Origin of the sequence: Streptomyces sp. NPDC052701 (assembly GCF_040678355.1) — a bacterium.
In the GTDB taxonomy this organism is placed as follows: Bacteria; Actinomycetota; Actinomycetes; order Streptomycetales; family Streptomycetaceae; genus Streptomyces.
In genome coordinates, this window is the sequence record NZ_JBFATO010000016.1 from 1 (window position 1) to 26460 (window position 26460).

A 26460-nucleotide genomic window follows, 5' to 3' on the forward strand; every position below is an offset into this window, starting at 1 on the left:
TCGTAGATCTCGCAATCCACACCGAACCCAGAAGGCCCTCACCTCTTCAAGCACCCAGCACGCGTGTCACCAACGTCCCGGGACAGCACACCTAGGGCCTGTCGTCGAACTCCCGCCTGCCCCGCGACGCCCTGCACGCCCTCTCGCCGCACCGGGCGCGGACCTGAGTACATCCAGTACGAGGGTCCGCGCCCGGCACGCAGAGAGCACGCACCCGACGCCGCGGGGCCCGCCCTCCGGGCGGACGACGGGAGTTTGACGACAGGCCCCTAGGCCCCGCCTTCGGGCGGGCCGGCTTCCACGCGCGGACATCCGGCGGACGCCGGCGAGCGGGGGCACCGTGATGCCCCCGCACGGGCCGCGCACGCGCGCGGGAGGGCCGGCGGCCGACGACGACCGCGCCGGTGAGGGCTCCTTCCCCGCCCGAGCCGGACCGAGAGCCCGGGAGGGCGCCCGCCGGACGCCACGCTCCCGGGACGATCCGGGAGAGGGGTCCCGCAGGCGACCGCGTACGGCGTGACGGGACCCGGGCGCCGGCGGGGACCCTGGCCCGGCGGCGGCCGGCGGGGACGCGGACGGGGTCCGCCGGACACCCGCTGCTCGTTTCGCCGCGGATGCCGCATCCTTGAGATGTGGAGTCTCTCGGGGACGAGTCGGTCGAGCGGAAGAGGAGGGCGCAGGGGATGAGTTCCGGCGCACCTGCTCATAACGCTTCGGTGCACAACGACGGACGCGGTGCCGCGGACCGGAGGGCCAGAAGGCACCATGGACCGATGCGTGACGACGAGGCGGCCACTGCCCAGGGGGCGATCGGTGAGCTCGTCCACCGCGCCGTCGAGGGGGACGCGCAGGCCACGCACGACCTGCTCGCTCATGTGCACCCCCTGGCGCTGCGCTACTGCCGCACCCGTCTGTCCCGGCTGCCGGGCGACGCCCGGCACTTCGTCGAGGACCTCGCCCAGGAGGTCTGCGTGGCGGTGCTGCTCGCGCTGCCCCGCTACAGGGACACCGGGCGCCCCTTCGAGGCCTTCGTCTTCGCCATCGCCGCCCACAAGGTCGCCGACCTGCAGCGCGCGGCGATGCGCCACCCCGGCTCGACGGCCGTCCCCTCCGACGAGATGCCCGAGCGCCCCGACGACTCCCTCGGCCCGGAGGAACGCGCCCTGCTGAGCAGCGACGCCGAATGGGCCAAGAAGCTCCTGGCCAACCTCCCCGAGAACCAGCGTGAGCTGCTGCTGCTGCGCATCGCGGTGGGCCTCACGGCCGAGGAGACCGGCCAGATGTTGGGAATGTCACCCGGAGCGGTCCGGGTGGCGCAGCACAGGGCGCTGAGCCGGCTGCGGGCGTTGGCCGAGCAATAGCCCCTCGCTGAACAGGCGGTGCGCCGCTTTCGTACGAACATATGAAGCCCGGGGCGGTCCGGAACCGTGGAATGAGACAGCCGCGCTTCCCGTTAGCATGGACATCCGCACCGATCAAGGCCATTTGGGGAAGGTGTCATGACTGCCAACGTCGACGGAGTGCCCGAGAAATTCGCGACACTCGGGCTGACCTACGACGACGTGCTGCTGCTGCCGGGCCCGTCGGACATGGCACCCGACGAGATCGACACCGCCTCGTACGTCTCCAAGAACGTGCGGGTCAACATCCCGCTGCTGTCCGCTGCCATGGACAAGGTCACCGAGTCGCGGATGGCGATCGCGATGGCCCGCCAGGGCGGCGTCGGCGTCCTGCACCGCAACCTGTCCATCGAGGACCAGGCCAACCAGGTCGACCTGGTCAAGCGCTCCGAGTCCGGCATGGTGGCCAACCCCATCACCATCCACCCGGACGCCACGCTCGCCGAGGCCGACGCACTGTGCGCCAAGTTCCGCATCAGCGGCGTCCCCGTCACCGACGGCGCCGGCAAGCTGCTCGGCATCGTCACCAACCGCGACATGGCCTTCGAGACCGACCGCACCCGGCAGGTGCGCGAGGTCATGACGCCGATGCCGCTGGTCACGGGCAAGGTCGGCATCTCCGGCCACGAGGCCGTGGAGCTGCTGCGCCGCCACAAGATCGAGAAGCTGCCGCTGGTCGACGACGCGGGCGTCCTCAAGGGCCTGATCACGGTCAAGGACTTCGTCAAGGCCGAGAAGTACCCCCATGCCGCCAAGGACGCCGAGGGCCGGCTGCTGGTCGGTGCCGCGGTCGGTGTCGCCGGTGACGCCTTCGAGCGCGCCCAGGCCCTGATCGAGGCCGGTGTCGACTTCATCGTCGTCGACACCGCGCACGGCCACTCCCGCCTGGTCGGCGACATGGTCGCCAAGATCAAGTCGAACTCCACCGGCGTCGACGTCATCGGCGGCAACGTCGCCACGCGCGACGGCGCGCAGGCGCTGGTCGACGCGGGCGCCGACGGCATCAAGGTCGGTGTCGGCCCCGGCTCCATCTGCACCACCCGGGTGGTCGCCGGCGTCGGCGTCCCGCAGGTCACCGCCATCTACGAGGCCGCGCAGGCCGCCCGCGCGGCCGGTGTCCCGGTGATCGGCGACGGCGGTCTGCAGTACTCCGGCGACATCGCCAAGGCCCTGGTGGCGGGCGCCGACACGGTGATGCTGGGCTCGCTGCTCGCGGGCTGCGAGGAGTCGCCGGGCGAGCTGCTGTTCATCAACGGCAAGCAGTTCAAGTCGTACCGCGGCATGGGCTCCCTGGGCGCCATGCAGTCCCGCGGCGACCGCAGGTCGTTCTCCAAGGACCGCTACTTCCAGGAGGGCGTCGCCTCCGACGAGCAGCTGGTGCCCGAGGGCATCGAGGGCCAGGTGCCCTACCGCGGCCCGCTCTCCTCGGTCGTCCACCAGCTCGTCGGCGGCCTGCGCCAGTCGATGTTCTACGTCGGCGGCAGGACCGTCCCCGAGCTGCAGGACAGGGGCCGGTTCGTCCGGATCACGTCCGCGGGCCTGAAGGAGAGCCACCCGCACGACATCCAGATGACCGTCGAGGCGCCGAACTACAGCGCCAAGAGGTGACGCACGCGCGCGTGGCGCGCGTGCCCGGCGTTCGAGGGCGGTCCCGGAGTTCTCCGGGGCCGCCCTCGCCGTCACCGCGGAGGCCCGCCGTCGCAGCCGTCGGGGATACTGGAAGGCGCTGAAACGCATCAGGGAAAGGCCACACATCGTGACTGAGATCGAGATCGGGCGCGGCAAGCGCGGCCGCCGGGCGTACGCCTTCGACGACATCGCCGTCGTCCCCAGCCGCCGTACGCGGGACCCGAAGGAGGTCTCGATCGCCTGGCAGATCGACGCCTACCGCTTCGAGCTGCCGTTCCTGGCCGCCCCCATGGACTCGGTGGTCTCCCCGGCCACCGCGATCCGCATCGGCGAGCTCGGCGGTCTGGGCGTGCTGAACCTCGAGGGCCTGTGGACGCGGTACGAGGACCCGCAGCCGCTGCTCGACGAGATCGTCGGACTGCCGGCCGAGACGGCCACCCGGCGCCTGCAGGAGATCTACGCCGCTCCCATCAAGGAGGAGCTGATCGGCGCGCGCATCAAGGAGGTGCGCGACTCGGGTGTGGTGACCGCCGCCGCGCTCTCCCCGCAGCGCACGGCCCAGTTCTCCAAGGCCGTCGTCGACGCGGGCGTGGACATCTTCGTCATCCGCGGCACGACGGTCTCGGCCGAGCACGTCTCCCACTCGCACGAGCCGCTGAACCTGAAGCAGTTCATCTACGAGCTCGACGTCCCGGTGATCGTCGGCGGCTGCGCCACGTACACCGCCGCCCTGCACCTGATGCGCACCGGCGCGGCGGGCGTCCTGGTCGGCTTCGGCGGCGGCGCGGCCCACACCACGCGCAACGTGCTCGGTATCCAGGTGCCCATGGCGACGGCGGTCGCCGACGTGGCCGCCGCCCGCCGCGACTACATGGACGAGTCCGGCGGGCGGTACGTGCACGTGATCGCGGACGGCGGCGTCGGCTGGTCCGGCGACCTGCCCAAGGCGATCGCCTGCGGCGCCGACGCGGTCATGATGGGCTCCCCGCTCGCCCGTGCGACCGACGGCCCGGGCAAGGGCAACCACTGGGGCATGGAGGCCGTCAACGAGGAGCTGCCGCGCGGCCAGAAGGTCGACCTCGGCACGGTCGGCACCATCGAGGAGATCCTCACCGGCCCGTCCCACACCCCGGACGGCTCGATGAACTTCTTCGGCGCCCTGCGCCGCGCCATGGCCACCACCGGCTACAGCGAGCTGAAGGAGTTCCAGCGGGTCGAGGTCACGGTCGCGGACTCGCAGCACCGCCGGTAGCCCGGACCCGGCAGGCCGGTCCGGCCGTCCGCACGACGCCGAAGGGCCCGTCCACCACGGGGTGGACGGGCCCTTCGCGCGTGGGCGCGGCGCGCCGGCCAGGACACCTTCCCGGCGCCGGAGAACGCGGAGAACACGCCGATCGCGCGGAACGGCCAGGTCATCCCGCCGGGAACTTCGAGGTCAGAGCCGGTGTGCCGCTCCCGTCGGCGTCGCCCCCCGGGTGTCCAGCAGGAGCTGCGCCTTCACCGACAGGCCCTGGAGGTCGTACGTGCGGTGCTGCTGGAGCAGGACGGTCAGGTCCGCGTCGGCCACCGCCTCGTAGAGGGAGTCCGCGCGCGGGACGGGACGGCCGAGCACGCTCCAGGCGGGCACGTGCGGGTCGTGGTAGCAGACCGACGCGCCCAGCTCCGTCAGGCGCAGCGCGATCTCCTGCGCGGGTGTGCCCTGCTGGTCGGCGAGGTCGGGCTTGTAGGTGACGCCCAGGAGCAGCACGCGCGCGCCGCGCGCCGACTTGCCGTGCTCGTTGAGGAGCGCGGCGGCGCGCTGGACGACGTACCGGGGCATGCGGCTGTTGACCTCCTGGGCCAGCTCCACCATGCGCAGGGTGCGGCCGGCCCGGGTGGTCAGGTTCTGGGGGACGGCGTGGCCGCCGACGCCCGGGCCGGGGCGGAAGGCCTGGAAACCGAACGGTTTGGTCTCCGCGCAGCGGATGACGTCCCACAGGTCGACGCCCAGGTCGTGGCAGAGCACGGCCATCTCGTTGACGAGGGCGATGTTGACGTGCCGGTAGTTGGTCTCCAGCAGCTGCACGGTCTCGGCCTCGCGCGGCCCCCGCGCGCGTACCACCTTGTCGGTGAGCCGTCCGTAGAAGGCGGCGGCCGACTCGGTGCAGGCGGGGGTCAGGCCGCCGATGACCTTCGGGGTGCCGGCGGGGGTGAAGCCGCGGTTGCCGGGGTCGATGCGGCTGGGGGAGTAGGCGAGGTGGAAGTCGCGGCCGGCGCGCAGCCCCGAGCCCTGTTCGAGGAGCGGGCGGAGGAACTCCTCCGTCGTCCCCGGGGGCACGGGCGACTCCAGGATCACCGTGGTGTGCGGGCGCAGGTGGGCGGCCAGGGTGCGGGCGGCCGTCTCCACCTGGCCGAGGTCGGGCCCGCCGTCGGCGCCCCGCGGGGTCGGCGCGCAGATCACGGCCGTGCGCACCCGGCCCAGCCCCGCCGGGTCGGTGGCCTGCCGGAAGCCCTCCGAGAGCATCCGGCGCAGTTCGGCGGGGCTGAGCGAGCCGGTCTCCGGCCCGGTCCGGTAGCCGAGCGTGGGAACGCCGGCGGCGACGGCGGCCTGGGCCAGGGGCAGGCCGTAGGGGCCGAGTCCGATGACGGCGAGATCTGCGGGCATGGGCCGTCCTTCCCTGTAGCCGAAGTGGGACAGGCACGCAAGCCCTGTGGACAGGACGAGCGAGCGCAATGTCAGACTAGGAGTAAATATGACCGTTATGCGTGATTGGCTGCCTGAGTCGTGAGCCTTTTGGCGAGCGTTTCCGTGCGCGTCGTCCACAGGGCGAGGGCGCGTGGTGGCTGAAGTCGGGCAACCCGGTCAGAATTTGGGCATGGGGGATACGGATCGGGCTTCGCCCGGCGGGTGCGGCCGACGCGAGCGATGAGCGGGAGGCAGCGATGAGGACAGGAATACTGGGACCGGCGCAGCGCGCCGAGTCACTCGCGGCGATGGCCGAGCACGAGCTGGACGTGCTGGTCGTGGGAGCAGGGGTGGTCGGCGCGGGCACCGCCCTCGACGCCGTCACCCGGGGCCTGTCCACAGGGCTGGTCGAGGCGCGTGACTGGGCCTCGGGCACCTCCAGCCGATCGAGCAAGCTGATCCACGGCGGCCTGCGCTATCTGGAGATGCTGGACTTCGCGCTCGTACGGGAGGCGCTGAAGGAGCGCGGCCTGCTGCTGGAGCGGCTGGCGCCCCACCTGGTGAAGCCGGTGCCGTTCCTGTACCCGCTGCAGCACAAGGGCTGGGAGCGCCTGTACGCCGGCTCGGGCGTGGCGCTGTACGACGCCATGTCGATGGCCCGCGGGCACGGCCGCGGTCTGCCCGTCCACCGCCACCTGACCCGGCGTCACGCCCTGCGGGTGGCTCCCTGCCTGAAGAAGGACGCGCTGGTCGGAGCGCTGCAGTACTACGACGCGCAGATGGACGACGCCCGGTTCGTGGCGACGCTGGTGCGCACGGCGGTGGCGTACGGCGCGAAGGCCGCCAACCGCGCGCGGGTGACCGGCTTCCTGCGCGAGGGGGAGCGGGTGGTCGGCGCCCGGGTGCAGGACGTGGAGGGCGGCGGGGAGTACGAGGTCCACGCCCGGCAGGTCGTCAACGCCACCGGTGTGTGGACGGACGACACCCAGGCGATGGTGGGGGAGCGGGGGCGGTTCCACGTCCGCGCCTCCAAGGGCATCCACCTGGTCGTGCCCAAGGACCGCATCCACTCCACGACCGGGCTGATCCTGCGCACCGAGAAGTCCGTGCTGTTCGTCATCCCCTGGGGCAGGCACTGGATCATCGGCACCACGGACACCGACTGGGACCTCGACAAGGCGCACCCGGCCGCCTCCAGCGCGGACATCGACTACCTGCTCGACCATGTGAACTCGGTGCTCGCGGTGCCGCTGACCAGGGACGACGTCGAGGGCGTGTACGCGGGGCTGCGGCCCCTGCTGGCCGGCGAGTCGGACGCCACCAGCAAGCTGTCGCGCGAGCACACCGTGGCGCATCCCGTGCCCGGGCTCGTCGTCGTGGCGGGCGGCAAGTACACGACGTACCGGGTCATGGCCAAGGACGCGGTGGACGAGGCGGTGCACGCGCTCGACATGCGCGTCGCCGACTGCGTCACCGAGGACGTTCCGCTGCTGGGCGCCGAGGGGTACCGGGCGCTGTGGAACGCGCGAGCGCGGATCGCCGCGCGGACCGGCCTGCACGTCGTACGGGTGGAGCACCTGCTGAACCGGTACGGGACGCTGGCGGAGGAAGTCCTGGACCTCGTCGCCGCGGACTCCTCGCTGGGAGAGCCCCTGCAGGCCGCCGACGACTACCTGCGCGCCGAGATCGTGTACGCCGCCTCGCACGAGGGGGCCCGGCACCTGGACGACGTGCTGACCCGGCGCACCCGCATCTCGATCGAGACCTTCGACCGGGGCACGCGCAGCGCGCGCGAGGCCGCCGAGCTGATGGCGCCGGTGCTCGGCTGGGACGAGGACCAGATCGAGCGCGAGGTCCAGCACTACGAGAAGCGGGTCGAGGCCGAGCGGGAGTCGCAGCGGCAGCCGGACGACCTGACCGCGGACGCGGCGCGGCTGGGGGCGCCGGACATCGTGCCGTTGTAGTCGGGTGCCGGGTGCCGGGTGCCGGGTGCCGGGTGCCGGGTGCTGAGTGCCGGGTGCTGAGCGCCGGATGTCGGATGTCGGGTGGCGCGTGCCGGGTGTTCGTGTGAGAGGGCTCGGCCGCCCCGGGCAGCGGTGCGCGGAGCACGGTGTGTTGCGGCGAAGGGCGAAGTGAACGGCGGGCGGCGGGCGGCGGGCGGCGGGCAGTGGGTCCGGGCGGGGCCTGGTGGTGCGCCTGGCCTGGTGCGGACGACGAGCGGGTGGGGGACCGCGGCGCCGCCCGGGGACAGACCGAAGGGCATCCGAACGTCACTCGAACGAGTGTCGCGAACCGGGATCTCTGTTCGGGGCCCGGGCGTTCTACGAGGTGCGAGGGCAGAACTCGGCGGCGAGCAGAGCGGGTTCGAGACCGGGATCTGCGATCGCGTCCGTGTTCACCCGGAAGGTGAGGGCACGCCGGCCGTCGACCGTGGCCGCGGTGCGCACGTAGCTGCCGGATATCCGTCCGTTGTGTCCCCACACCGTGATCCCGCACGGCAGCTTCCGGGGGAACAGGCCCATGCCGTACGCGCCGTGTGCGGCACGGGTGTCGAGCATCTCGCGCAGCCGGCGCGGGGGCAGCAACTCACCGCCGAACAAGGCCATGTGAAAGCGGTCCAGGTCGGCGAGGGTGGTCACCATCTCGCCCGCGGCGCCGGCCACCCGCGGGTCGAGATCGGTGACGTCGGACCCGTCGGCTGCGTGGGCGCGGCCGTGCGGGAAGGGCAGGGAGGTGCGGGACCCGGGAAATGAGGTACCCGTCAGGCGCAGAGGGGCGATGATGCGCCGCTCGGCCTCGGCGGCGTACGAGCGGCCGGTGACCCGTTCGACGATCAGACCGAGCAGCACGTAATTGGTGTTCGAGTAGGAGAAGCGGCCGCGGTCGGCCGGGGGGTGGGTGAGTGCGATGCGTACGGCCTGAAGAGGTGTCACGGGGACGGTGCCCCCGGTGTCCGCGGTGAAGTCGTACAGGCCGCTGGTGTGGGTGAGCAGGGAACGCAGGGTCAGCGCGCGGCCGTCGTTGCCCGCTCCCCGCACCAGGCCCGGCAGATGCTCCGCCACGGTGTCGGACAGCGACAGCCTGTGCTCGGCGGCCAGTTGCAGCACGAGCGTCGCGATGAACGTCTTCGTGACGCTGCCGGCGCGGAAGTGGTCGGACCGGGCGATTCCCGTTCCGGCGTGGGCATAGCGGATGGTGTCCCCCTCCCGGGCCAGCAGGGCCGCGGCGGGTGCGCCGCCCCGGGTGACCAGCAGCCCGAGGACCGTGTCCGCGGGCGGCGACGGCGCGGAGGAGGCGGCCGGGACCAGACCGAGGAGGGCCAGGGCCAGGGCCAGCGGCAGGGCCAGTAGTGTCCGAAGTGGCGGCATCCGGGCTCCTCCCCTTGTCGCGGCCCATCATGCAGGCCGGTGGAACGCGCGCCTCACCCGGTCCCCGGCCGCGCGGGGCCGTGCAAGCCGCCAGGGGCACCCTGGGCGTCGGGCACTTGTCGGGTGAGGGACAATGGAGGCTCTGTCAGGGCGGGTTGTATGAGGGGACGCATGTCGGAGGCGGAGCGGGCGGGCACATCTCGTCAGGACACTCGTCAGGACAACCGCGAGCGTCTCCTCGCGGGTCGGTACCGGCTGGGGGACGTACTCGGCCGGGGCGGCATGGGCACGGTGTGGCGTGCCGAGGACGAGACCCTGGGCCGGACGGTCGCCGTCAAGGAGTTGCGGTTCCCGTCGAACATCGACGAGGAGGAGAAGCGGCGGCTGATCACGCGGACGCTGCGCGAGGCCAAGGCGATCGCGCGGATCCGCAACAACAGCGCCGTGACGGTCTTCGACGTGGTCCAGGAGGACGACCGGCCCTGGATCGTGATGGAGCTCGTCGAGGGCAAGTCGCTCGCCGAGGTCATCCGGGAGGACGGCCTGCTGGAGCCCAGGCGTGCGGCGGAGGTCGGCCTCGCCGTCCTCGACGTGCTGCGGTCGGCGCACCGCGAGGGCATCCTGCACCGCGACGTGAAGCCGTCGAACGTGCTCATCGCCGAGGACGGCCGGGTCGTGCTCACCGACTTCGGCATCGCCCAGGTCGAGGGCGACCCGTCCATCACCTCGACCGGCATGCTCGTCGGCGCGCCCTCCTACATCTCCCCGGAGCGGGCGCGCGGGCACAAGCCGGGGCCGGCGGCCGACCTGTGGTCGCTGGGCGGACTGCTGTACGCGGCGGTGGAAGGCGTGCCGCCGTACGACAAGGGATCCGCGATCGCCACGCTCACGGCGGTGATGACCGAGCCGCTGGAGGAGCCGAAGAACGCGGGCCCGCTGAAGGACGTCATCTACGGGCTGCTGACCAAGGATCCCGCCGAGCGGCTCGACGACGCGGGCGCGCGGGCGATGCTCAACGCGGTCATCCACGCGCCCGAACCGGAGCCGCTGGACGCGACGAAGGTCGTGCCGCTGCCGGCGCAGCCGGGCGAGCGGGCGGGCAAGGCCCGTCCGGCGGACGCCGGGGGCAAGCGGGCCGAGGAGGCGTCCGACCGGCTGCGCGGGGCGCTGCGCTCCGTGCGGAAGGCCGCCGTCGGGGCCGGGCCGGCCGGATCCGCGGCCTCGGCCCGGGCCGAGGCCGGGAGCGGTGCGGCCGCTTCCGCGTCGTCCGCCTCGTCATCGGCGCCGGCCGCGGGCGGGGCCGGCGAGCGAGGCGCGCAGGGGGCCGCCACGGGCTCCGCGGGGCGCAGCTCGGGGTGGCCCGTGATGTCGCCGCCGGATCTGCCGCCGAGGCCGGTGCCCAGGGCGCCGCTGACCGACGTGGTGCCGCGGCGGACGCTGGTCGTCATCGCGGTGGTCGTGGTGCTCGCGGTGATCGGTACCGTGCTCGCCCTCGTGCTCGACAGCGACGGCGAGGGCTCGAAGGGCGCCAGGAGCGGGGACGGCAAGGCCGTGGCCAGCGCGACGACCGGTCCCGACACCAAGGAGGACCAGAACGGGGGCACCCGTCCGGACGGTTCGGCGTCGAAGTCCGCGGAGTCGTCGGCCACCGCGGAGAACACGCCGGACACCGGGGCGGGCGGCACCGCGGGCCCCGACGCCGGCTCGGAGGGGTCCGCGAAGGACGGCGCGGCGGCGAAGTCGACGTACCGGAGCGGGCAGGGGTACACCATCGGGCTGCCCGAGGGCTGGAAGTACCAGTCCTCGGACGCCGCGGGCGACCGGTTCACCGGGCCCGACGGGCAGAAGCTGCTCGTCGCCTGGACGTCCACGCCGAAGGGCGATCCGGTGGCGGACTGGAAGAACCAGGAACGCGCCATGCGGCGCCCGCAGTACCAGAGGATCCGCATAGAGGAGGTGGACTACCGGGGCTGGAAGACGGCCGACTGGGAGTTCACCTACGTACAGAACGGGACCCGGTACCGGACGATCGACCGCGGGTTCGTCGTCAACGACCGTCTCGGCCACGCGCTGATGTACACGGCGAAAGCGGCTGACTGGGGCAGTGAGCTGCGCAAGGACACATGGCGGACGCTGACGAGGACGTTCGAACCGAAGTCCTGAGCATGGGCGTTCCCGGGTTTGGGGAGTGAGATCTGGCGTCCCCGCTCTGTGAGTTGCCTCCGGCACGTATCGTGAAAGCTCGCGGACCGTACGCAGCCGGAACGGGACGCAGGGCGAACGGAATTGACCGACCGGGCTGCCGGGGGAGGCATCGTGGACGACTATGCGGGCCGGGTACTCGCCGACCGCTACCGCCTTCCGCTGCCGCCGTCCGACGAGTACGAACTCACCGAGACCCGGGCCTTCGACACCTACAGCGGGCAGGAAGTCCTGGTCAGGCAGGTGCCGTTGCCGGAAGTCGTCGAGGCCGAGGTGCTCGACGCGGAAGGGCTGCCCGAGGGTTTCACGGCACGTGACGGCGGTGCGCGGCGCGCCGGTGGCCGTGCGGGAGCCCGTGCGGCCACCCGGCGGCCCGCCGATCCCGTCGTACGGCGCGCCGTCGAGGCCGCGCAGGCCGCGGCCCGCATCCCCGACCACCCGCGACTCGACCAGGTCTTCGACGTGTTCGCCGACGGCGGTTCCCTGTGGATCGTCAGTGAGCTGGTGGCCGCACGGCCGCTGGCGGCGCTGCTCGCCGAGAAGCCGCTGACGCCCTACCGGGCGGCCGAGGTCGCCTCCGACGTCCTGATGGCACTGCGGGTGCTGCACGCCCACGGCTGGGTGCACCGCAACATCACCGCGCGCACGGTGCTCGTCTGCGACGACGGCCGCGTGATGCTGACCGGATTGGCGGTCGGGGCGGCGGAGGAGGCGCTGTGCGGCTACGACCCGGTGCCGGCGCAGGAGGAGCAGGAGCAGGCGGCGCCGGACGGCCGTGCCGAAGGACCCCGTGAAGCGCCCGGGGCGATCGGCGCGGGGCCCTTCGAGGGCTCCGGAGGCCCCGGCCGTGCCGGTGGCTCCGGCGGACCGGGCCGTTTCGGCGGTACCGGCTTCGGCGGCGGAGCCGGTTTCGGCGGAGCTGGTTTCGGCGGAGCCGGTGGCTCGCGCGGCGGTGAGGCGTTCGCGGGGCCCGGCACGGCCGGTGGCGTCGCCGGGCCCGCGGGTCCGGCAGGGGTCCCCGATCCCGAGGCGGCACGGCGGGCCGCCATCGAGGCGCGGGCGGCCGGAGGGCTGCCGGGAGCCGGGCCGGACACGGCCGACGGGGTCTCGCCGGCCCCGGGCGGCGGGGCCACGGACACCGGCGGGGACGTCCGGGCGGCGCGGGCCGGGGCGATCGCCGCCTACCGCGCGGGGGCACGGGCCGCCGCCCGGGTGCAGGAGGCACAGCAGAACGGCCGGGCGGCCCTGCCCGGCGCCGGGCCCGCCCCCGACCACCCCGTGCCGCCGCACGGCGCCACCCCGCCGGGGCAGATCGCCGACCCCTACGGTGTGGGCGGCGCAGCCCGGCACGGTGCCGCGCCCCGCACCGGGACCGGCGGCAGCGGCCCCGGCGGGCAGGGCCGTACGGCGCTGCCGTCCGGTGGCCACGCCGCGGCGACACCGCCCGGCGTGACCGGTCCGGCCGGGGAGGCGTCCGGCGCGGACCCCGGTACCCCGCCTTTCACCGGCACGTCCGGCACCGGTGGCTCCTCAGGCCCGGACCCGAGGCCCGCCGCCGCGGGCACCTCCCCCGCTGCGGGCGCACCTCCCGCCCGCTGGGACGACCTCGTGGCCCACACCCCCGTCCGGCGGGGCCCGGCCACCGCCCTGGCCGCCGAGCGGGCGCGGCAGGCGCGGATGGCCGTGGTGGGGCCCGTGACCGAGCGGTGGGCGCCGGAGCAGGCCGGACCCGTGCACGAGAACTGGCAGTTGGCCGCGCCCATCGGGCCGGCGACCGACCTGTGGGCGCTCGGCGCGCTGCTCTTCCGCGCCGTGCAGGGGCACGCGCCCTACCCGGAGGAGTCGACCGCCGAGCTGGTGCAGATGGTGTGCGCGGAGCCGCCCGCCTTCGCCGAGGAGTGCGGGCCTCTCAGGCCGGTCGTGGAGTCGCTGCTGCGTCAGGACCCCACCGAGCGGATCGATTTCGAGGAACTGGGCGGCTGGCTGCGTTCGCTGGTGCGGTCGGCGCCCGAGCCCGAGGCCGGGATGCACGTCGTCGCGGCGCCGCCCGTCGACGCGAGCCGGCTGCCGGTGATACGCCGCCGGGGCGAGCTGGTGCGCAGGCGGCGCGCCGGGCTGCCCGCCCCGCACGGACGGCACAAACGGGCTCGGCAGGAGACCCGGTCACCGCGCCACCTCGGCCGCACCCTGCTCCTGCTGGTCCTGCTCGCCATGGCCGCGGCGATCGCGTACGCCATGCTCTTCATGCCGAAGGCCGGTGAGACCGGCGGGTCGGACACGGCGGACCGGACCGGTGCCACCGGCGAGGTGAGCCGGGCGCCCGAGCCGGACGCCAGCAGCGAGCCCCGGACCGACCAGACCTCGCCGAAGCCGGACGGCGGCGAGGCACCCGACGAGTCGGCCGGTTCCACCGAGACGCAGACGACCGGCCCCGAGGTCGCCGACGGCTTCACCCTGCGCAAGGACCCGGCGGGATTCCAGGTCGCCGTCGCCGAGGGCTGGGACCGCGCCCCGGAGAACGGGCGGGGCCAGGTCGTCTACTCCCGCGGGGACTTCGAGCTGATCGTCGTGCCGGGCCGGGACAGCGCGCAGGAGTACGGCAGCGACCCGATGGCGTACCAGCGGGAGAGGGAGCGCGAGTTGCAGCCGTACCGCGACTCCAGCTGGGCCACCTCCGCCGGGTTGAAGACGATCCGGGTGGGCGGGCGGACCATGGCCGAGGGGCAGTTCACCTGGACCGGTGACGACGGGGGCGAGCTGTACGTGCGCAACCTTGCGATGCTGGTCGACGGCGCGTACCACGTGGTGCAGGTGCGCGGCCCGGAGGCCGAACGCGACGAGGTGACGCGGCTGTACGAGCAGGCGGCGGCGACCTACCGGGCGACGGGGTGATCCGCGGCCGGTGACCGCCACCGGCCGGTGACCGGCCCCGGGGCGACCCGGCGGCCCTGCTGCCGGACCCCGGACCCCGGCCCCCGCTGCCGGATGCCAGGCCCCGCTGCCGGACGCCCCGCTCGTACGCCGCCGTTCGCCTGTTGCGCCTCTTGGTTCCCTCCGGGCCCCAACAGCGACAACCGTCACAGTGCGGTCTCCAAGGCACCCCGCTTGTTCCCTGGACGGAGGCCGGTCCTTACGCTGACCCTGTCAAAACCATTGCGGGGCAACGTGAATCAGATGCAGGGCCTGCTCGTCGCGGGCCGCTACCGGCTCGGCGACGCCATCGGCAGCGGTGGCATGGGCCGTGTGTGGCGCGCGCACGACGAGGTGCTGCACCGGTCCGTCGCCATCAAGGAGTTGACCGCCGCGCTCTACGTCTCCGACAACGAGCAGGCCGTCCTGCTGGCGCGCACCCGGGCTGAGGCGCGCGCGGCCGCCCGGATCAACCACTCCGCCGTCGTCACCGTGCACGACGTGCTCGACCACGACGGCCGGCCGTGGATCGTGATGGAGCTGGTCGAGGGCCGCTCGCTGGCCGATGTCGTCAAGGAGCAGGGGCGCGTGGAGCCGCGGGAGGCGGCGCGCATCGGCCTGTGGGTGCTGCGCGCGCTGCGCGCCGCGCACACCGCCGGTGTCCTGCACCGCGACGTCAAGCCCGGCAACGTCCTGCTCGGCCGCGACGGGCGGGTGCTGCTCACCGACTTCGGCATCGCGCAGATCGAGGGCGACACGACCATCACCCGCACGGGAGAGGTCGTCGGCTCGGTCGACTACCTGGCCCCCGAGCGGGTCCGCGGCCAGGATCCCGGACCCGCCTCCGACCTGTGGGCGCTCGGCGCGACGCTGTACACGGCGGTGGAGGGCAGGTCGCCGTTCCGTCGCACCACACCGCTGACCACCATGCAGGCGGTGGTGGAGGAGGAGGCCGACGAGCCGGGCCGTGCCGGTCCGCTCGCACCGGTCATCACCGCGCTGCTGCGCAAGGATCCGGCCACCCGGCCGGGCGTGGCCGAGGCCGAGCGGATGCTGGCCGAGGCGGCGGAGGGGCGACGGCCTGGCGCGGCGCAGACGTACGTGCCGACGCAGCACGGAGGCACTCACCCGGCAGGTCCCGCCGGTCCCGCCGGCTCCGGCCGGCCGGAGCCGGGTACGGCCGCCACGGCCCGGACGCCGTACGGGCCGCCGGCCGGCACGCCGGCGAGCGGCACCTCGACGGCCGGTTCGGCGGCCGGCTCGACGATCACCGGTCCCACGGCGCCCGGTCCCGCAGCGTACGGTCCCGCAGCGACCGCTCCCACGACGGTCGGCCCGACCGGGACCGGCCCCGCGGGAAGGGGTCCCACGGCAACGAGCGCCACCGCGGCCGGCCGGGCTCCCGCAGTCGGTGCGCCGCCGAGGCGGCGGCTGCGCACGCTCGCCCTGGTCGTCGTCCTTGCCGCGCTCGTCGGCGGGGGCACCGCCGTGGCGCTGCTGAAGTGGGACGAGGGCCGGCAGCAGGACGATCACGTCTCCGCCCCGGTCCCGGGCCCGACGCCGACGAGTACGCGGCGCCCGGAGGGAACCGCGCCGGCCGGCTGGGTCCGCCACGACGACCCCGTGGGCTTCCGGCTCCACCTGCCCGAGGGCTGGGAACGGCGGGTCTACGACGACCAGGGCGACCTCAAGCAGATCGACTACACGCCCGACGGCGGCCGCCACCTGCTGCGCATCGCCGTGGACACCGCACCCGACTTCGCCGACCCGTACGCCCACCAGCTCGACCTGGAACAGCAACTCCACCGGCTCGTCGACTACCGGCGCGTGACGCTGGGGCGGACCGTCTACCGCGACCGCGACAGCGCCCGGTGGGAGTACACGTGGACCGCGCAGGCCAAGGACACGCCCTTCCCCGGTCCGCGCCGCGCCGTCGACGAGACGTACATCGCCCGTGACGGCACCGAGTACGCGATCTACATGTCGTCGCCGGCGAAGGACTGGGAGACGACGCGCGAGCAGTTCATGTCGGTGCTGCAGGGCTGGCAGGAGAGGGCTTCCTGACGGCCGGCACCCGGCGCGGAACCCGCTGACGGCGGGCCGTCGGTTTCGGCCACCTGCCCGCCGGCCGCCCGGAGCCGGTCCGTCCGGTGGGGCATGATGACCGCATGGCGACCGAGGGGGACAACGTCCGCGTCATCGCGGGCCGTTACCGGCTGGAGGCGAGACTCGGACGCGGTGGCATGGGTGTGGTGTGGCGGGCGACCGACCGGCTGCTCGGCCGCCAGGTGGCGGTCAAGGAACTCCCCGTCGACGAGACGCTCTCCGCGGACGAGGCCCGGCGGCAGCGGGACCGTACGCTGCGCGAGGCCCGCGCGATCGCCCAGCTGCACCACCCGCACATCATCGTCGTCCACGACGTCGTCGTGGACGACGAGGGCGACCGGCGCCCCTACATCGTCATGGAGCTGGTCGACGGCGGCTCGCTCGCCGACCGCATCGCCGCGTACGGCCCGGTCGACGCCGCCGAGGCCGCCCGCATCGGCATCGCCCTGCTCGGCGCGCTGCGCACCGCGCACGCGGCAGGCGTCCTGCACCGCGACCTCACACCCGCGAACGTGCTGCTGGAGGCCGGCACCGACCGGGTCGTCCTCACCGACTTCGGCATCGCCCAGGTAGCGGGTGCCACCACGCTCACCGAGAACGGCTCCTTCGTCGGCTCGCCCGAGTACACCGCGCCCGAGCGGATGTCCGGCGCCCGGACCGGGCCCGCATCCGACCTGTGGTCGCTGGGCGCGCTGCTGTGCGCGGCCCTCAGCGGTGCGTCGCCCTTCCACCGGGACTCGTTGGGCGGGGTGCTGCACGCCGTCGTGTTCGACGAGATCCGGCCCCCCGCGCAGGCCGGGCCGCTGCTGCCCGTCGTACGGGGTCTGCTGGAGCGCGATCCGGACCGGCGGCTGGACGCGGACACGGCGGAGCGGATGCTGCTGGCCTTCCGCGCCACGGGCCGCACCCCGCAGGCGCCGCCGCCCGGCCACCTGCCGGCGGAGTGGGCTCCGCCCCGCCGGCGGCTGTCGCCCCAGTGGGGTGCCGGCGGCCGGCGGTCGCCGAGGGGACCGGATGCCGCAGCCCGGCCCCACACCGCGGGATGGTCCGATGCCGCGGAGTGGTCCGATGCCGCGGGCAGGCCGGCTCCGCGGCGCCGGGACGCCCTCGGCCCGCAGCCGCGGATGTGGCCGGACCCGCCTGTCCGGCAGCCGCCGCGGTCGGCCCTGTCCGTCTGGCGGTCGCCGCTGCGGCCGGACCCGTCCGCCGGGCAGCCGCCCGGGCCGGCGCGGGTCGCCGAGCGGTCCGCCCGGCAGCCCACGCGTGGTGTCCTCGTGGCCGGGCTGTTGGTCGCCGCGATGGCGGGGGTGGGCGTGTCGGCCGCGGCGCTGCTCGTGGACCGGGGCGACGGCGACGGGGGCGGTACGCCGACGAGTTCGGCACCGGAGACACCGCCGACCGCCTCCGTGCCCACGTCCACCCCGAGCCACCCTGCCCCCGCCCCCACCGTCACCGTGACCCGGACCTCCTCCCCGGCCGCCGGCACCCGCTCCGCCGCGCCCACGGGTTAGGGCCTGTCGTCGAACTCCCGCCTGCCCCGCGACGCCCTGCACGCCCTCTCGCCGCACCGGGCGCGGACCCGAGTACATCCCGTACGAGGGCCGGCGCCCGGCACGCCGGGAGCACGCACCTGACGCCGCGGGACCCGCCCTCCGGGCGGACGACGGGAATGTGACGACAGGCCCTGGGGCCGTCCGGCCCGGCTCAGCGGCACGGCGGAGGTCCGGAACACGCCTGCGCCCCCGCGGGAGCAGGGAGCACGCAGGAGTCCGCAGGAGTGCGCAGCAGTGCGCGGACGTCACCGTGGCCCCGCGCCTCCGCCCGCACATGCGTGGACGAACGGGAGATAAGCCGCGGGCCGCGTCACGGGTTCGTGACCGGAACGCCCGCGCAGTGGATGCACCGGTGCCTGGCGCGATATGGATGAACCCATGCGCAACAACGGGGGAGCCCGCTACGGGGCCGACGAGCCGACGAGTTTCGCTCTGCAACCGCCGAACCCGCCCGCGGCCGTGCCGCACCCCGGCAATCCGTACGCCACGCCGGCCCCGGCGGTCCCGCCCCGGTCCGAGCCCGCCCACGACCCGGGCGCCGGGCGGCTCATCGCCGGTCGCTACCGGCTGACCGCCAAGCTCGGGCACGGCGGCATGGGCACGGTCTGGCGCGCCAAGGACGAGACGGTGGACCGCGAGGTCGCCGTGAAGGAGCCCCGCGTCCCGGACCACCTTCCCGAGCGGGAACGCGCCAACGCCTTCGAGCGGATGCGCCGCGAGGCGCGCGCCGCGGCCCGGCTCGACCACCCGGCGGTCGTCAACGTCCACGACGTCGCGGTCGTGGACGGCCGGCCGTGGATCGTGATGGAGCTGGTGCAGGGACGCTCGCTCGGCGCCGTGCTCCAGGAGGGCACGCTCAGCGCGCGCGAGGCGGCCCGGATCGGCCTGGAGGTGCTCGGCGCGCTGGAGGCCGCGCACGCGGCGGGCATCCTGCACCGGGACGTGAAACCGGACAACGTGCTGCTCGGCCGTCACGACCGGGTCGTGCTCACGGACTTCGGGATCGCCCAGATCGAGGGCGAGACGAACCTGACCGACACCGGCGGCTTCGTCGGCTCGCCCGAGTACATCGCGCCGGAGCGGGTGCTGGGCCAGCGCCCGGGCCCGGCCAGCGACCTGTGGTCCCTCGGGGTGGTGCTGTACGCGGCGACGGAGGGCGTCTCCCCGTTCCGCCGCAGCAACACCCCCGCCACGCTGCAGTCCGTCCTGAACGCCACGCCCGCACCGCCCGCCTCCGCGCACGGCCCGCTCGCCGAGGTCATCAACGGCCTGCTGCACAAGGACCCGGCCCACCGCCCCGACGCCGCCCGGGTGCGCGCCCTGCTGGAGGCGGCCGCCAACCCGCCCGCCCCGCAGCCGGCGCAGGCGGTGACCGTGGCCGTTCCCGGTGACCGGGACGGCCGGGGCGGCCGGGGCGCCCGGCTCGGCCGCAAGGCGTGGCTCGGCCTCGGCGCGGCGGTCGTCGCGGCGGCGGTGGCGGCGTACCTGGTGATCGCCGACCCGTTCGCCGGGCCGCTGCCGGAGGGCTGGAAGACCCACCACGAGAAGGACGTGGCCGCGACGCTGGCGGTGCCGGACGGCTACCAGCGCACGGTGCCCGACCGGAAGACGGACAAGGGGCACTGGGTCACGTACACCGACTGGAGCGGCAGCATCTGGATCGGCCTGACGCTCGAAAGGAAGTCCGAGGACACCGGCAACGCCATCGCCGCGTCCGCCGCCGCGGAGATGTACGACGACGACAACGGCTTCAAGCAGAGCGGCAGCTACCAGCTCGGCATGCCCGAGAATCCCGAGTCCGAACCGCGGGAGACCACGTACAAGGGCGGGAAGGCCGCCGAGAACACGGTCGTCTACACCACCACCGACAGCCAGAACCCCCGCCCGCGCGAGCTGCGGCTCTTCTACTACAAGACCTCCGGCGGCGACATGTACGAACTCACCGTCAGCTATCCCGGCCAGGGCGACTTCACCGCACGCGGACGTGAGGTGGCGAAGACGGCGATCGCCAACCTGGAGGTCGACAAGCCCTGAACCGGCACCGGCCGGGGTCCGCGCCGGTCCACGCCGACCCGCGCCGGTCCACGCCGACCCGCGTCGACAAGGAGCCGTCCCGCACGGTACTGATGAGACATGAGGGACGGCGGCGAACATCAGCGCGACGGCCGGCTGGTCGGCGGGCGGTACCGGCTGGTCGAGCGCATCGGCTCCGGCGGGACGGGCACGGTCTGGCGGGCGCTCGACGAACTGACGGGGTGTGAAGTGGCCGTCAGGGAGCCGAAGCTGCCGGGCGACCCGGCGGACGAGCGGCACCGGCGGACCGCCCACCGGCTCCACCGGGAGGCCCGGGCCGCCGCCCGGGTCGATCACCCCTGCGCCCTCGTCATCCACGACGTCGTCGCCGGCGAGGACGGGGCCGGCGGACCGGACGTCCCGGACGGACTCCCGTGGATCGTCATGGAGTTGGTGCGCGGGGAGTCCTTGCGGGAGGTGCTCCGGCGCGGTCCGGTGGAGGTGCGCGAGGCGGCCCGTATCGGCCGTGCCGTCCTCGGCGCCCTGCGCGCCGCGCACGCCGTCGGCATCGTGCACCGCGACGTGAAACCCGCCAACGTCCTGCTCGGCCCGCACGGCCGTGTCGTCCTCACCGACTTCGGCATCGTCCATGCCCAGGACGGGCAGTCCCCCGACGGCGCGGAGTTCGCGGACTCGCCGGAGTTCGTCGCCCCCGAGCGGATGTCCGGCCGCATCGCCGGCCCCGCCGGCGACCTGTGGTCGCTGGGCGCGCTCCTGTACACCGCCGTCGAGGGCCGCTCTCCGTTCCGCCGTGCGACACCCCGGGCCACGCTCGCCGCGGTCCTCGCCGCCGACCCGCCCGATCCGCAGCGGGCCGGACCGCTCGGACCGCTGATCGTACGGCTGCTGGCGAAGGACCCCGAGCGGCGGCCGGAGGCGGAGGAGGCCGCCGCGGTCCTGGAGGCGGTCGCCGAGGGCCGGCCCGCACCGGACCTCCCCGCGAAGGCCACCCCCAAGACCCGGGGCCCGGACGGGCCGGGCGAGTCCACGAAGGACACAGGGACGATACGGCTGCCCGAACCCGCACCCGAGCCCGAACCGGCACCCGAGCCCGAACCGGCACCCGAGCGGGACTCCGGCCCCGGCTCCGAATCCGAACCCGGACCCGCTCCCGGCCGCGCCCCCGCTCCAGCCCTCACCCCGCCTCCCCGCCACCGCCTCCTGCGCCACCCCGCCCCCGTCGCCCTGCTCGGCCTCCTCCTCGCCGGCGGCACCTGGCTGACCACCAGCTCCTTCCTCGTGGAGACCGGCAGCGGCTCGGCCACGGAACGGACCGCCCCCTCCACGGCGGCGCCCGACGCCGTCGCGGCCCCAGGCACCGGCACCGGCACCTGGACCGTCCACCGCGAGAAGGACATGGACGCCGTCCTCGCCGTCCCGGACGGGTACACGCAGTCCGCCCGGCGGGGCGGCGCGACCCGCCAGCCCCGTCTCGTGACGTACGCGAAGGACACCATCCACCTCCGGCTCACCCAGTGGGACAGGGCGCCCCGCTCCCCGATGAGCCAGGCCCGGGAGGCGCACCGGACCGGGGACGGCCACCCGCGGGACGCGCGCACGCGGTACACCCGCACCAGCCTCCAGGGGTACGAGGCCGTCCTCGCCGACGCGACGTACGGCCCGGACGGCAACCCCACCCGGGTCATGCGGCTGGTGGTCCGCACCGACGACGGCCGCCTGTACGAACTGCGCGTCGACATGCCCAAGGGCACCCCGGACGAGGAGGAGGGAAGGGCCGTGTTCGAGGGCGCCCGTGACCGGCTGGAGATCGGGAAGGACTGATGCCACGCCGGGCCCCGTCGTACGACTCCCTGATCAGCGCATTCGTTGCCAGCGTCCACTGGCGTCGTGTGTGCGGTCGGTGAAGCCGTATTACCGACGGGTACCCAAAGCGTGCGGCTGCGCATACCCTGCGCGTCATGACGGACGCGCAGGCCCCGGAGAAGACCGGCACGAACCCCATCGCCCCCGCCCCGGCGGGCGTTCGCACCGCCGCCGACGTGGTGACCCCCGAGCTGGTCGCCCAGCTCACCAAGGGCGTGGTCGGCTCCGGCCGGACGGCCAACCACACGCCGTTCACCGGTGAGAGGCTCGCCGACCTCCCCGAGTCGACACCCGAGGACGTGGCGAAGGCCTTCGAGGCGGCCCGCGCCGCCCAGTCCGTGTGGGCCCGGATCCCGGTGCGGCAGCGCGCCGCCGTCCTGCTCCGCTTCCACGACCTGGTGCTGGAGCGCCAGGCCGAGGTGCTCGACCTGATCCAGCTGGAGACCGGCAAGGCCCGCCTGCACGCCCACGAGGAGGTCCAGGCCGTCGCGGTCGCCGCCCGCCACTACGGCCGCAGGGCGGTCTCCTACCTCAGGCCCAGGCGGCACACCGGTGCCGTGCCGGTCCTCACCCAGGTGACCGAACTGCGGCACCCGCGCGGTGTCGTCGGCCAGATCGCCCCCTGGAACTACCCCCTGGAACTGTCGGTCGGCGACGCGCTCCCCGCCTTCGTCGCGGGCAACGCGGTCGTGATGAAGCCGGACACCGAGACCTGCCTGACCGCGCTGTGGGCGCGCGACCTCCTCGTCGAGGCCGGGCTGCCCGCCGACGTCTTCCAGGTGGTCATCGGCGACGGGCCGGTCGTCGGCCCCGAGGTCGTCCGGCACGCCGACTACGTCTCCTTCACCGGCTCCACCCGCACCGGCCGCGAGGTCGCCCGGGGCGCCGCCGCCCGCCTGGTCGGGGTCTCCCTGGAACTCGGCGGCAAGAACGCCATGCTGGTGCTGGAGGACGCCGACGTCGAGAAGGCCGCCGCGGGCGCGGTCCGCGCGTGCTTCTCCTCCGCGGGCCAGCTGTGCATATCGATCGAGCGGCTGTTCGTCCACGAGTCGGTCGCGGACGCCTTCCTGGAGCGCTTCGCCGCCCGCACCAGGGCCCTGCGGCTGGGCAGGTCCCTCGCCTACGGCGCCGACATGGGCTCCCTGGTCGGCGAACGCCAGCTGGAGACCGTCACGCGGCACGTGGCGGAGGCGGTCGCCAAGGGTGCGAGGATCGTCGCCGGCGGGGTGGCGCGCCCGGACGTCGGCCCGTACTTCTTCGAGCCCACGATCCTCGACGGCGTCGGGGCGGACATGGCCGTCTGCACGGAGGAGACCTTCGGCCCGGTCGTCTCGGTCCACCGCTTCCGCAGCGACGACGAGGCGATCGAGCGCGCCAACGCCACGCCGTACGGCCTGAACTCGTCCGTCTGGACGGGGAACGCCCGCCGCGGCCGCGAGGTCGCCGCCCGCCTGCGCACGGGGACCGTGAACATCAACGAGGGCTACGCATCCGCCTACGGCAGCGTCCAGTCGCCGATGGGCGGCATGAAGGACTCCGGCCTCGGCCGCCGGCACGGCTCCGAGGGCATCCTCAAGTACACCGAGGCCCAGACCGTCGCCCACCAGCGGCTGCTGCCGATGGCCCCGTCACTGGGCATGGACGACGCGGCGTACGCGGCCCTGATGAGCCGCAGCCTGCGCCTGATGAAGGCGCTCCGGTTCCGGTAGCCCCCCGGGAGCGCGGAGGACCGCGCGAGCGACCACGGACGGGCCGCGGCGAACGCGAAGACTCAACGAGGAGAACACGTGTCCCAGGTCGACTACGACTACGACGTCATCGTCGTGGGTTCCGGCTTCGGCGGATCCGTCTCGGCCCTCCGCCTGACCGAGAAGGGCTACCGCGTCGGCGTGCTGGAGGCGGGCCGGCGCTTCACCCGCGAGACGCTCCCGAAGAACTCCTGGGACCTGAGGAACTACCTGTGGGCCCCCAGGCTCGGCATGTACGGCATCCAGCGCATCCACCTGCTGGGCAACGTCATGGTCCTGGCGGGCGCGGGGGTCGGCGGCGGCTCCCTCAACTACGCCAACACCCTCTACGTACCGCCGAAGCCCTTCTTCGAGGACCCGCAGTGGCGGGACATCACCGACTGGCAGGAGGAGCTGAAGCCGTACTACGACCAGGCGCGGCGCATGCTGGGCGTACGGCTGAACCCGACCCTGACCCCCTCCGACGTGCACCTGAAGGCGGCGGCGGAGCGGATGGGCTGTGGGGACACCTTCCACCCGGCGCCGGTCGGCGTGTTCTTCGGCGACGGCGAGGACGCCGACGGGTCGGTCAGGGCGAAGCCCGGCCAGGAGGTGCCCGACCCGTACTTCGGCGGGGCGGGCCCGGCCCGGCGGGCCTGCGCCGAGTGCGGCGAGTGCATGACCGGCTGCCGGCACGGCGCGAAGAACACCCTCAACGAGAACTACCTCTACCTCGCCGAGAAGGCGGGCGCGGTCGTCCACCCCTTGACGACCGTCGTGTCGGTCACGGAGGACCCGCGGGGCGGGTACGCCGTCGCCACCCTGCCGACGGACGGCCGCCGCAGGGCGAGGGGCCGGACCTACACGGCCCGCCAGGTCGTCCTGGCCGCCGGCACCTACGGCACCCAGACGCTGTTGCACCGGATGAAGGCGGCCGGCCGGCTGCCGCGGCTCTCCGACCGCCTGGGCGAGCTGACCCGCACCAACTCCGAGGCGCTGGTGGGCGCGCAGACGGACGACCGCCGCTACCGCAAGGCCACCGGCGCGCCGAAGGCGGACTTCACGCGGGGAGTGGCGATCACCTCCTCCATCCACCCAGATGCTTACACCCACATCGAGCCGGTCCGCTACGGCCGGGGCTCCAACTCGATGGGCAGCCTGTCGATCCTCCAGGTGCCGTACGCGAGGAGCGGTACGGGCACGGCCCGGGTGCTCGGCTTCCTGGCGCACGCGGCCAGGCATCCCGTGCTGGTGCTCCGCTCCCTGTCCAACCGCCGCTGGTCGGAGCGGACCATCATCGGCCTGGTGATGCAGTCGCTGGACAATTCCCTGACGACGTACCTGAAGCCGAAGGGGGTGGGCCGCGGCCTGCTCACGGCCCGCCAGGGCCACGGCGCCCCCAACCCCAAGCAGATCAGGGCGGCGACCGAGGGCGCGTCGGCGCTGGCCGCCGAGATCAACGGCTTCGCGGGCTCCAACGTCGGCGAGCTGATGGGCACTCCGCTCACCGCCCACTTCCTCGGCGGCTGCCCCATCGGCGACTCCCGCGAGACGGGCGTGATCGACCCCTACCACCGTCTGTACGGCCACCCCGGCATCTCGGTCGTCGACGGCGCCGCCGTCTCGGCGAACCTGGGCGTGAACCCGTCCCTGACGATCACCGCCCAGGCCGAGCGGGCGATGTCGTACTGGCCCAACAAGGGCGAGACCGACCCGCGTCCGCGGCAGGGCGCGGCGTACGAACGCCTCCGGCCGGTCGCGCCGAAGTCCCCGGCGGTCCCGGCGGACGCGTTCGGCGCGCTGCGGCTGCCGTTCCTGGGGATGCCGGCGGTGCCGCCGAGGAAGTAGCCGGCCGCGAAAGCCCATGAGAGCCCATGAGAGAGGGACCTGTGCCCCCCTCCGAGCCCAGGTCCCTCTCCTCGCTTGGCGTCGCGCCGCGCGCTACGCGTCCGTCCCGGCCCTGCGACGCCGGACGACGAACACCGCACCGGCACCGGCGACGACGGCGGCACCGCCGACGAGGCCGATCACCGGCAGGGCGGAGCTGGAGCCGGTCTCGGCGAGGCTGCCGTCGATCGCCTTCGCGCCGCCCTGTGGGTGCTTGACGGCGCCCTTGTCGTCCCTGGGACCGGCCGTGCCGGGGGCGGGGTTCGGGGAGCCGGCCCTCAGCACCTGGAAGTCGTAGGCGGCCCAGCCCTCGGCGAGGCAGTCCTGGCCGTCGACGTTGTCGAGGTAGGTGCCGGAGGCGAAGGAGTAGGCGTCGCCCGCGGGCGCCTTCGCGTCGATGCTGAGACGCAGGTCGATGGTCCTGCGGGCGTTCGCCTTCAGTTCGTCGACGGAGAGGAAGTAGTCGCCGGTGTAGCCGTACGCGTCGCGGATGCCGCTCCAGGAACCCGTCGCGGGGTTCTTGAACTGCAGGGTGACGTACGGGCTCAGGTACTTGGACTCGTCGAGCTCGTAGTTCTCCACCTCGGCGTAGAAGCTGACGCCCTCGATGTCGATGTCCGACTCGTTGGTGACGACCATCTGGAAGGCGTGGAAGCCGTCACCCGCGACGATCCTGCCCGGCAGGCCCTTGACGTCCGCGGTGACCTTGGCGTCGGCGAAGTCCTCGTCGAGCTCCTCGCAGTACGGCGCGTCCGGGGGCGTCGGACCGTCGCTCGGGTCGGCCGGCCCGGGCTCGTCCGTCTCGCTCGGTGCGGGGTCCGCGGTCGGCGAGGAACTCGTCGGTGTGCCGGTCGGCGTGCCGGTGCCGGTCGGTGCGGGTGCGGTGGTGGCCGTGCCGGTCGGGGCCGCCGTGACCGTGGCGGTGGCGGTCGGCGTCGTGGTGGCGGCGTCGGTCGGGGTGGCGGACGACGTCTCCGTCGCCGACGCCGTCTCCGCCGTCTCCGTCGCGAACGCGGTGGGCGCGGACAGGAGTGTCAGCGGGGCTATGACCGCCGTCGCGGCCGCGGCTGCCATGGCACGGCGAAGCTTCATGAAGACCTCGGAGAGTCCGGAGTA

General features: G+C 74.1%; 15 protein-coding genes. 12 read left to right on the plus strand and 3 right to left on the minus strand.

Annotated elements, in window-relative coordinates:
* Positions 1-773: 773 nt before the first annotated feature.
* The 3 genes from AB0L29_RS19525 (at position 774) to AB0L29_RS19535 (ending at position 4281) form a co-directional block, all read left to right on the plus strand.
* The gene (locus AB0L29_RS19525; RefSeq protein WP_365828721.1) at positions 774-1361 is read left to right on the plus strand and encodes a sigma-70 family RNA polymerase sigma factor; all 588 of its coding nucleotides are present in this window, start codon (positions 774-776) and stop codon (positions 1359-1361) included.
* Between the two features lie 138 nt (positions 1362-1499).
* Positions 1500-3008 carry an IMP dehydrogenase gene (guaB, locus tag AB0L29_RS19530; RefSeq protein ID WP_365828723.1) on the plus strand — a complete coding sequence of 503 codons (1509 nt, stop codon included), beginning with the start codon at positions 1500-1502 and terminating at the stop codon, positions 3006-3008.
* Between the two features lie 148 nt (positions 3009-3156).
* On the plus strand, positions 3157-4281 hold the full coding sequence (locus AB0L29_RS19535; protein WP_365828724.1) for a GuaB3 family IMP dehydrogenase-related protein: 1125 nt from the start codon (positions 3157-3159) through the stop codon (positions 4279-4281).
* A 183-nt stretch (positions 4282-4464) separates the two neighbouring features.
* Here AB0L29_RS19535 and AB0L29_RS19540 read toward each other — a convergent pair whose 3' ends face one another.
* Positions 4465-5673, minus strand: a complete 1209-nt coding sequence (locus tag AB0L29_RS19540; RefSeq protein ID WP_365828726.1) for a nucleotide sugar dehydrogenase — start codon at positions 5671-5673, stop codon at positions 4465-4467.
* 278 nt (positions 5674-5951) lie between these two features.
* Here AB0L29_RS19540 and AB0L29_RS19545 point away from each other — a divergent pair, with 278 nt between their 5' ends.
* Positions 5952-7658 (plus strand): glycerol-3-phosphate dehydrogenase/oxidase, encoded by a 1707-nt coding sequence (locus AB0L29_RS19545; RefSeq protein WP_365828728.1) that lies wholly within the window; start codon positions 5952-5954, stop codon positions 7656-7658.
* 357 nt (positions 7659-8015) lie between these two features.
* On the opposite strand, the gene AB0L29_RS19550 is transcribed toward AB0L29_RS19545, so the two are convergent.
* Positions 8016-9062 (minus strand): serine hydrolase domain-containing protein, encoded by a 1047-nt coding sequence (locus tag AB0L29_RS19550; protein ID WP_365828730.1) that lies wholly within the window; start codon positions 9060-9062, stop codon positions 8016-8018.
* Between the two features lie 171 nt (positions 9063-9233).
* Between AB0L29_RS19550 and AB0L29_RS19555 the strand changes: the two genes are divergently transcribed.
* The 8 genes from AB0L29_RS19555 to AB0L29_RS19590 all read left to right on the plus strand — a co-directional run bounded on the left by AB0L29_RS19555 (position 9234) and on the right by AB0L29_RS19590 (position 25305).
* The gene (locus AB0L29_RS19555; protein WP_365828732.1) at positions 9234-11225 is read left to right on the plus strand and encodes a serine/threonine-protein kinase; all 1992 of its coding nucleotides are present in this window, start codon (positions 9234-9236) and stop codon (positions 11223-11225) included.
* A 153-nt stretch (positions 11226-11378) separates the two neighbouring features.
* Positions 11379-14156 carry a protein kinase gene (locus tag AB0L29_RS19560; protein WP_365828734.1) on the plus strand — a complete coding sequence of 926 codons (2778 nt, stop codon included), beginning with the start codon at positions 11379-11381 and terminating at the stop codon, positions 14154-14156.
* A 282-nt stretch (positions 14157-14438) separates the two neighbouring features.
* On the plus strand, positions 14439-16238 hold the full coding sequence (locus tag AB0L29_RS19565; RefSeq protein ID WP_365828736.1) for a protein kinase: 1800 nt from the start codon (positions 14439-14441) through the stop codon (positions 16236-16238).
* 104 nt (positions 16239-16342) lie between these two features.
* Positions 16343-17791 carry a protein kinase gene (locus AB0L29_RS19570; protein ID WP_365828738.1) on the plus strand — a complete coding sequence of 483 codons (1449 nt, stop codon included), beginning with the start codon at positions 16343-16345 and terminating at the stop codon, positions 17789-17791.
* Between the two features lie 420 nt (positions 17792-18211).
* Complete coding sequence (locus AB0L29_RS19575; RefSeq protein WP_365828740.1) at positions 18212-19867, plus strand: serine/threonine-protein kinase; 1656 nt, start codon at positions 18212-18214, stop codon at positions 19865-19867.
* A gap of 99 nt (positions 19868-19966) precedes the next feature.
* Positions 19967-21688 carry a serine/threonine-protein kinase gene (locus AB0L29_RS19580; RefSeq protein WP_365828742.1) on the plus strand — a complete coding sequence of 574 codons (1722 nt, stop codon included), beginning with the start codon at positions 19967-19969 and terminating at the stop codon, positions 21686-21688.
* Between the two features lie 137 nt (positions 21689-21825).
* Complete coding sequence (locus AB0L29_RS19585) at positions 21826-23439, plus strand: succinic semialdehyde dehydrogenase (RefSeq protein WP_365828744.1); 1614 nt, start codon at positions 21826-21828, stop codon at positions 23437-23439.
* Positions 23440-23517: 78 nt separating this feature from the next.
* The gene (locus AB0L29_RS19590) at positions 23518-25305 is read left to right on the plus strand and encodes a GMC family oxidoreductase (protein WP_365828746.1); all 1788 of its coding nucleotides are present in this window, start codon (positions 23518-23520) and stop codon (positions 25303-25305) included.
* 93 nt (positions 25306-25398) lie between these two features.
* Here the strand turns inward: AB0L29_RS19590 and AB0L29_RS19595 are convergent, their stop codons facing one another.
* Positions 25399-26436 carry an LAETG motif-containing sortase-dependent surface protein gene (locus AB0L29_RS19595; RefSeq protein ID WP_365828748.1) on the minus strand — a complete coding sequence of 346 codons (1038 nt, stop codon included), beginning with the start codon at positions 26434-26436 and terminating at the stop codon, positions 25399-25401.
* Positions 26437-26460: the final 24 nt, after the last annotated feature.

Bases quoted from the DNA above. Each gene is read 5' to 3' on its own strand.
- guaB (WP_365828723.1), top strand. From the start codon at position 1,500: ATGACTGCCAACGTCGACGGAGTGCCCGAGAAATTCGCGACACTCGGG.
- AB0L29_RS19580 (WP_365828742.1), top strand. From the start codon at position 19,967: ATGAGGGACGGCGGCGAACATCAGCGCGACGGCCGGCTGGTCGGCGGG.
- AB0L29_RS19545 (WP_365828728.1), top strand. From the start codon at position 5,952: ATGAGGACAGGAATACTGGGACCGGCGCAGCGCGCCGAGTCACTCGCG.
- AB0L29_RS19595 (WP_365828748.1), bottom strand. From the start codon at position 26,436: ATGAAGCTTCGCCGTGCCATGGCAGCCGCGGCCGCGACGGCGGTCATA.
- AB0L29_RS19565 (WP_365828736.1), top strand. From the start codon at position 14,439: ATGCAGGGCCTGCTCGTCGCGGGCCGCTACCGGCTCGGCGACGCCATC.
- AB0L29_RS19555 (WP_365828732.1), top strand. From the start codon at position 9,234: ATGTCGGAGGCGGAGCGGGCGGGCACATCTCGTCAGGACACTCGTCAG.
- AB0L29_RS19570 (WP_365828738.1), top strand. From the start codon at position 16,343: ATGGCGACCGAGGGGGACAACGTCCGCGTCATCGCGGGCCGTTACCGG.
- AB0L29_RS19540 (WP_365828726.1), bottom strand. From the start codon at position 5,673: ATGCCCGCAGATCTCGCCGTCATCGGACTCGGCCCCTACGGCCTGCCC.
- AB0L29_RS19525 (WP_365828721.1), top strand. From the start codon at position 774: ATGCGTGACGACGAGGCGGCCACTGCCCAGGGGGCGATCGGTGAGCTC.
- AB0L29_RS19575 (WP_365828740.1), top strand. From the start codon at position 18,212: ATGCGCAACAACGGGGGAGCCCGCTACGGGGCCGACGAGCCGACGAGT.
- AB0L29_RS19550 (WP_365828730.1), bottom strand. From the start codon at position 9,062: ATGCCGCCACTTCGGACACTACTGGCCCTGCCGCTGGCCCTGGCCCTG.
- AB0L29_RS19585 (WP_365828744.1), top strand. From the start codon at position 21,826: ATGACGGACGCGCAGGCCCCGGAGAAGACCGGCACGAACCCCATCGCC.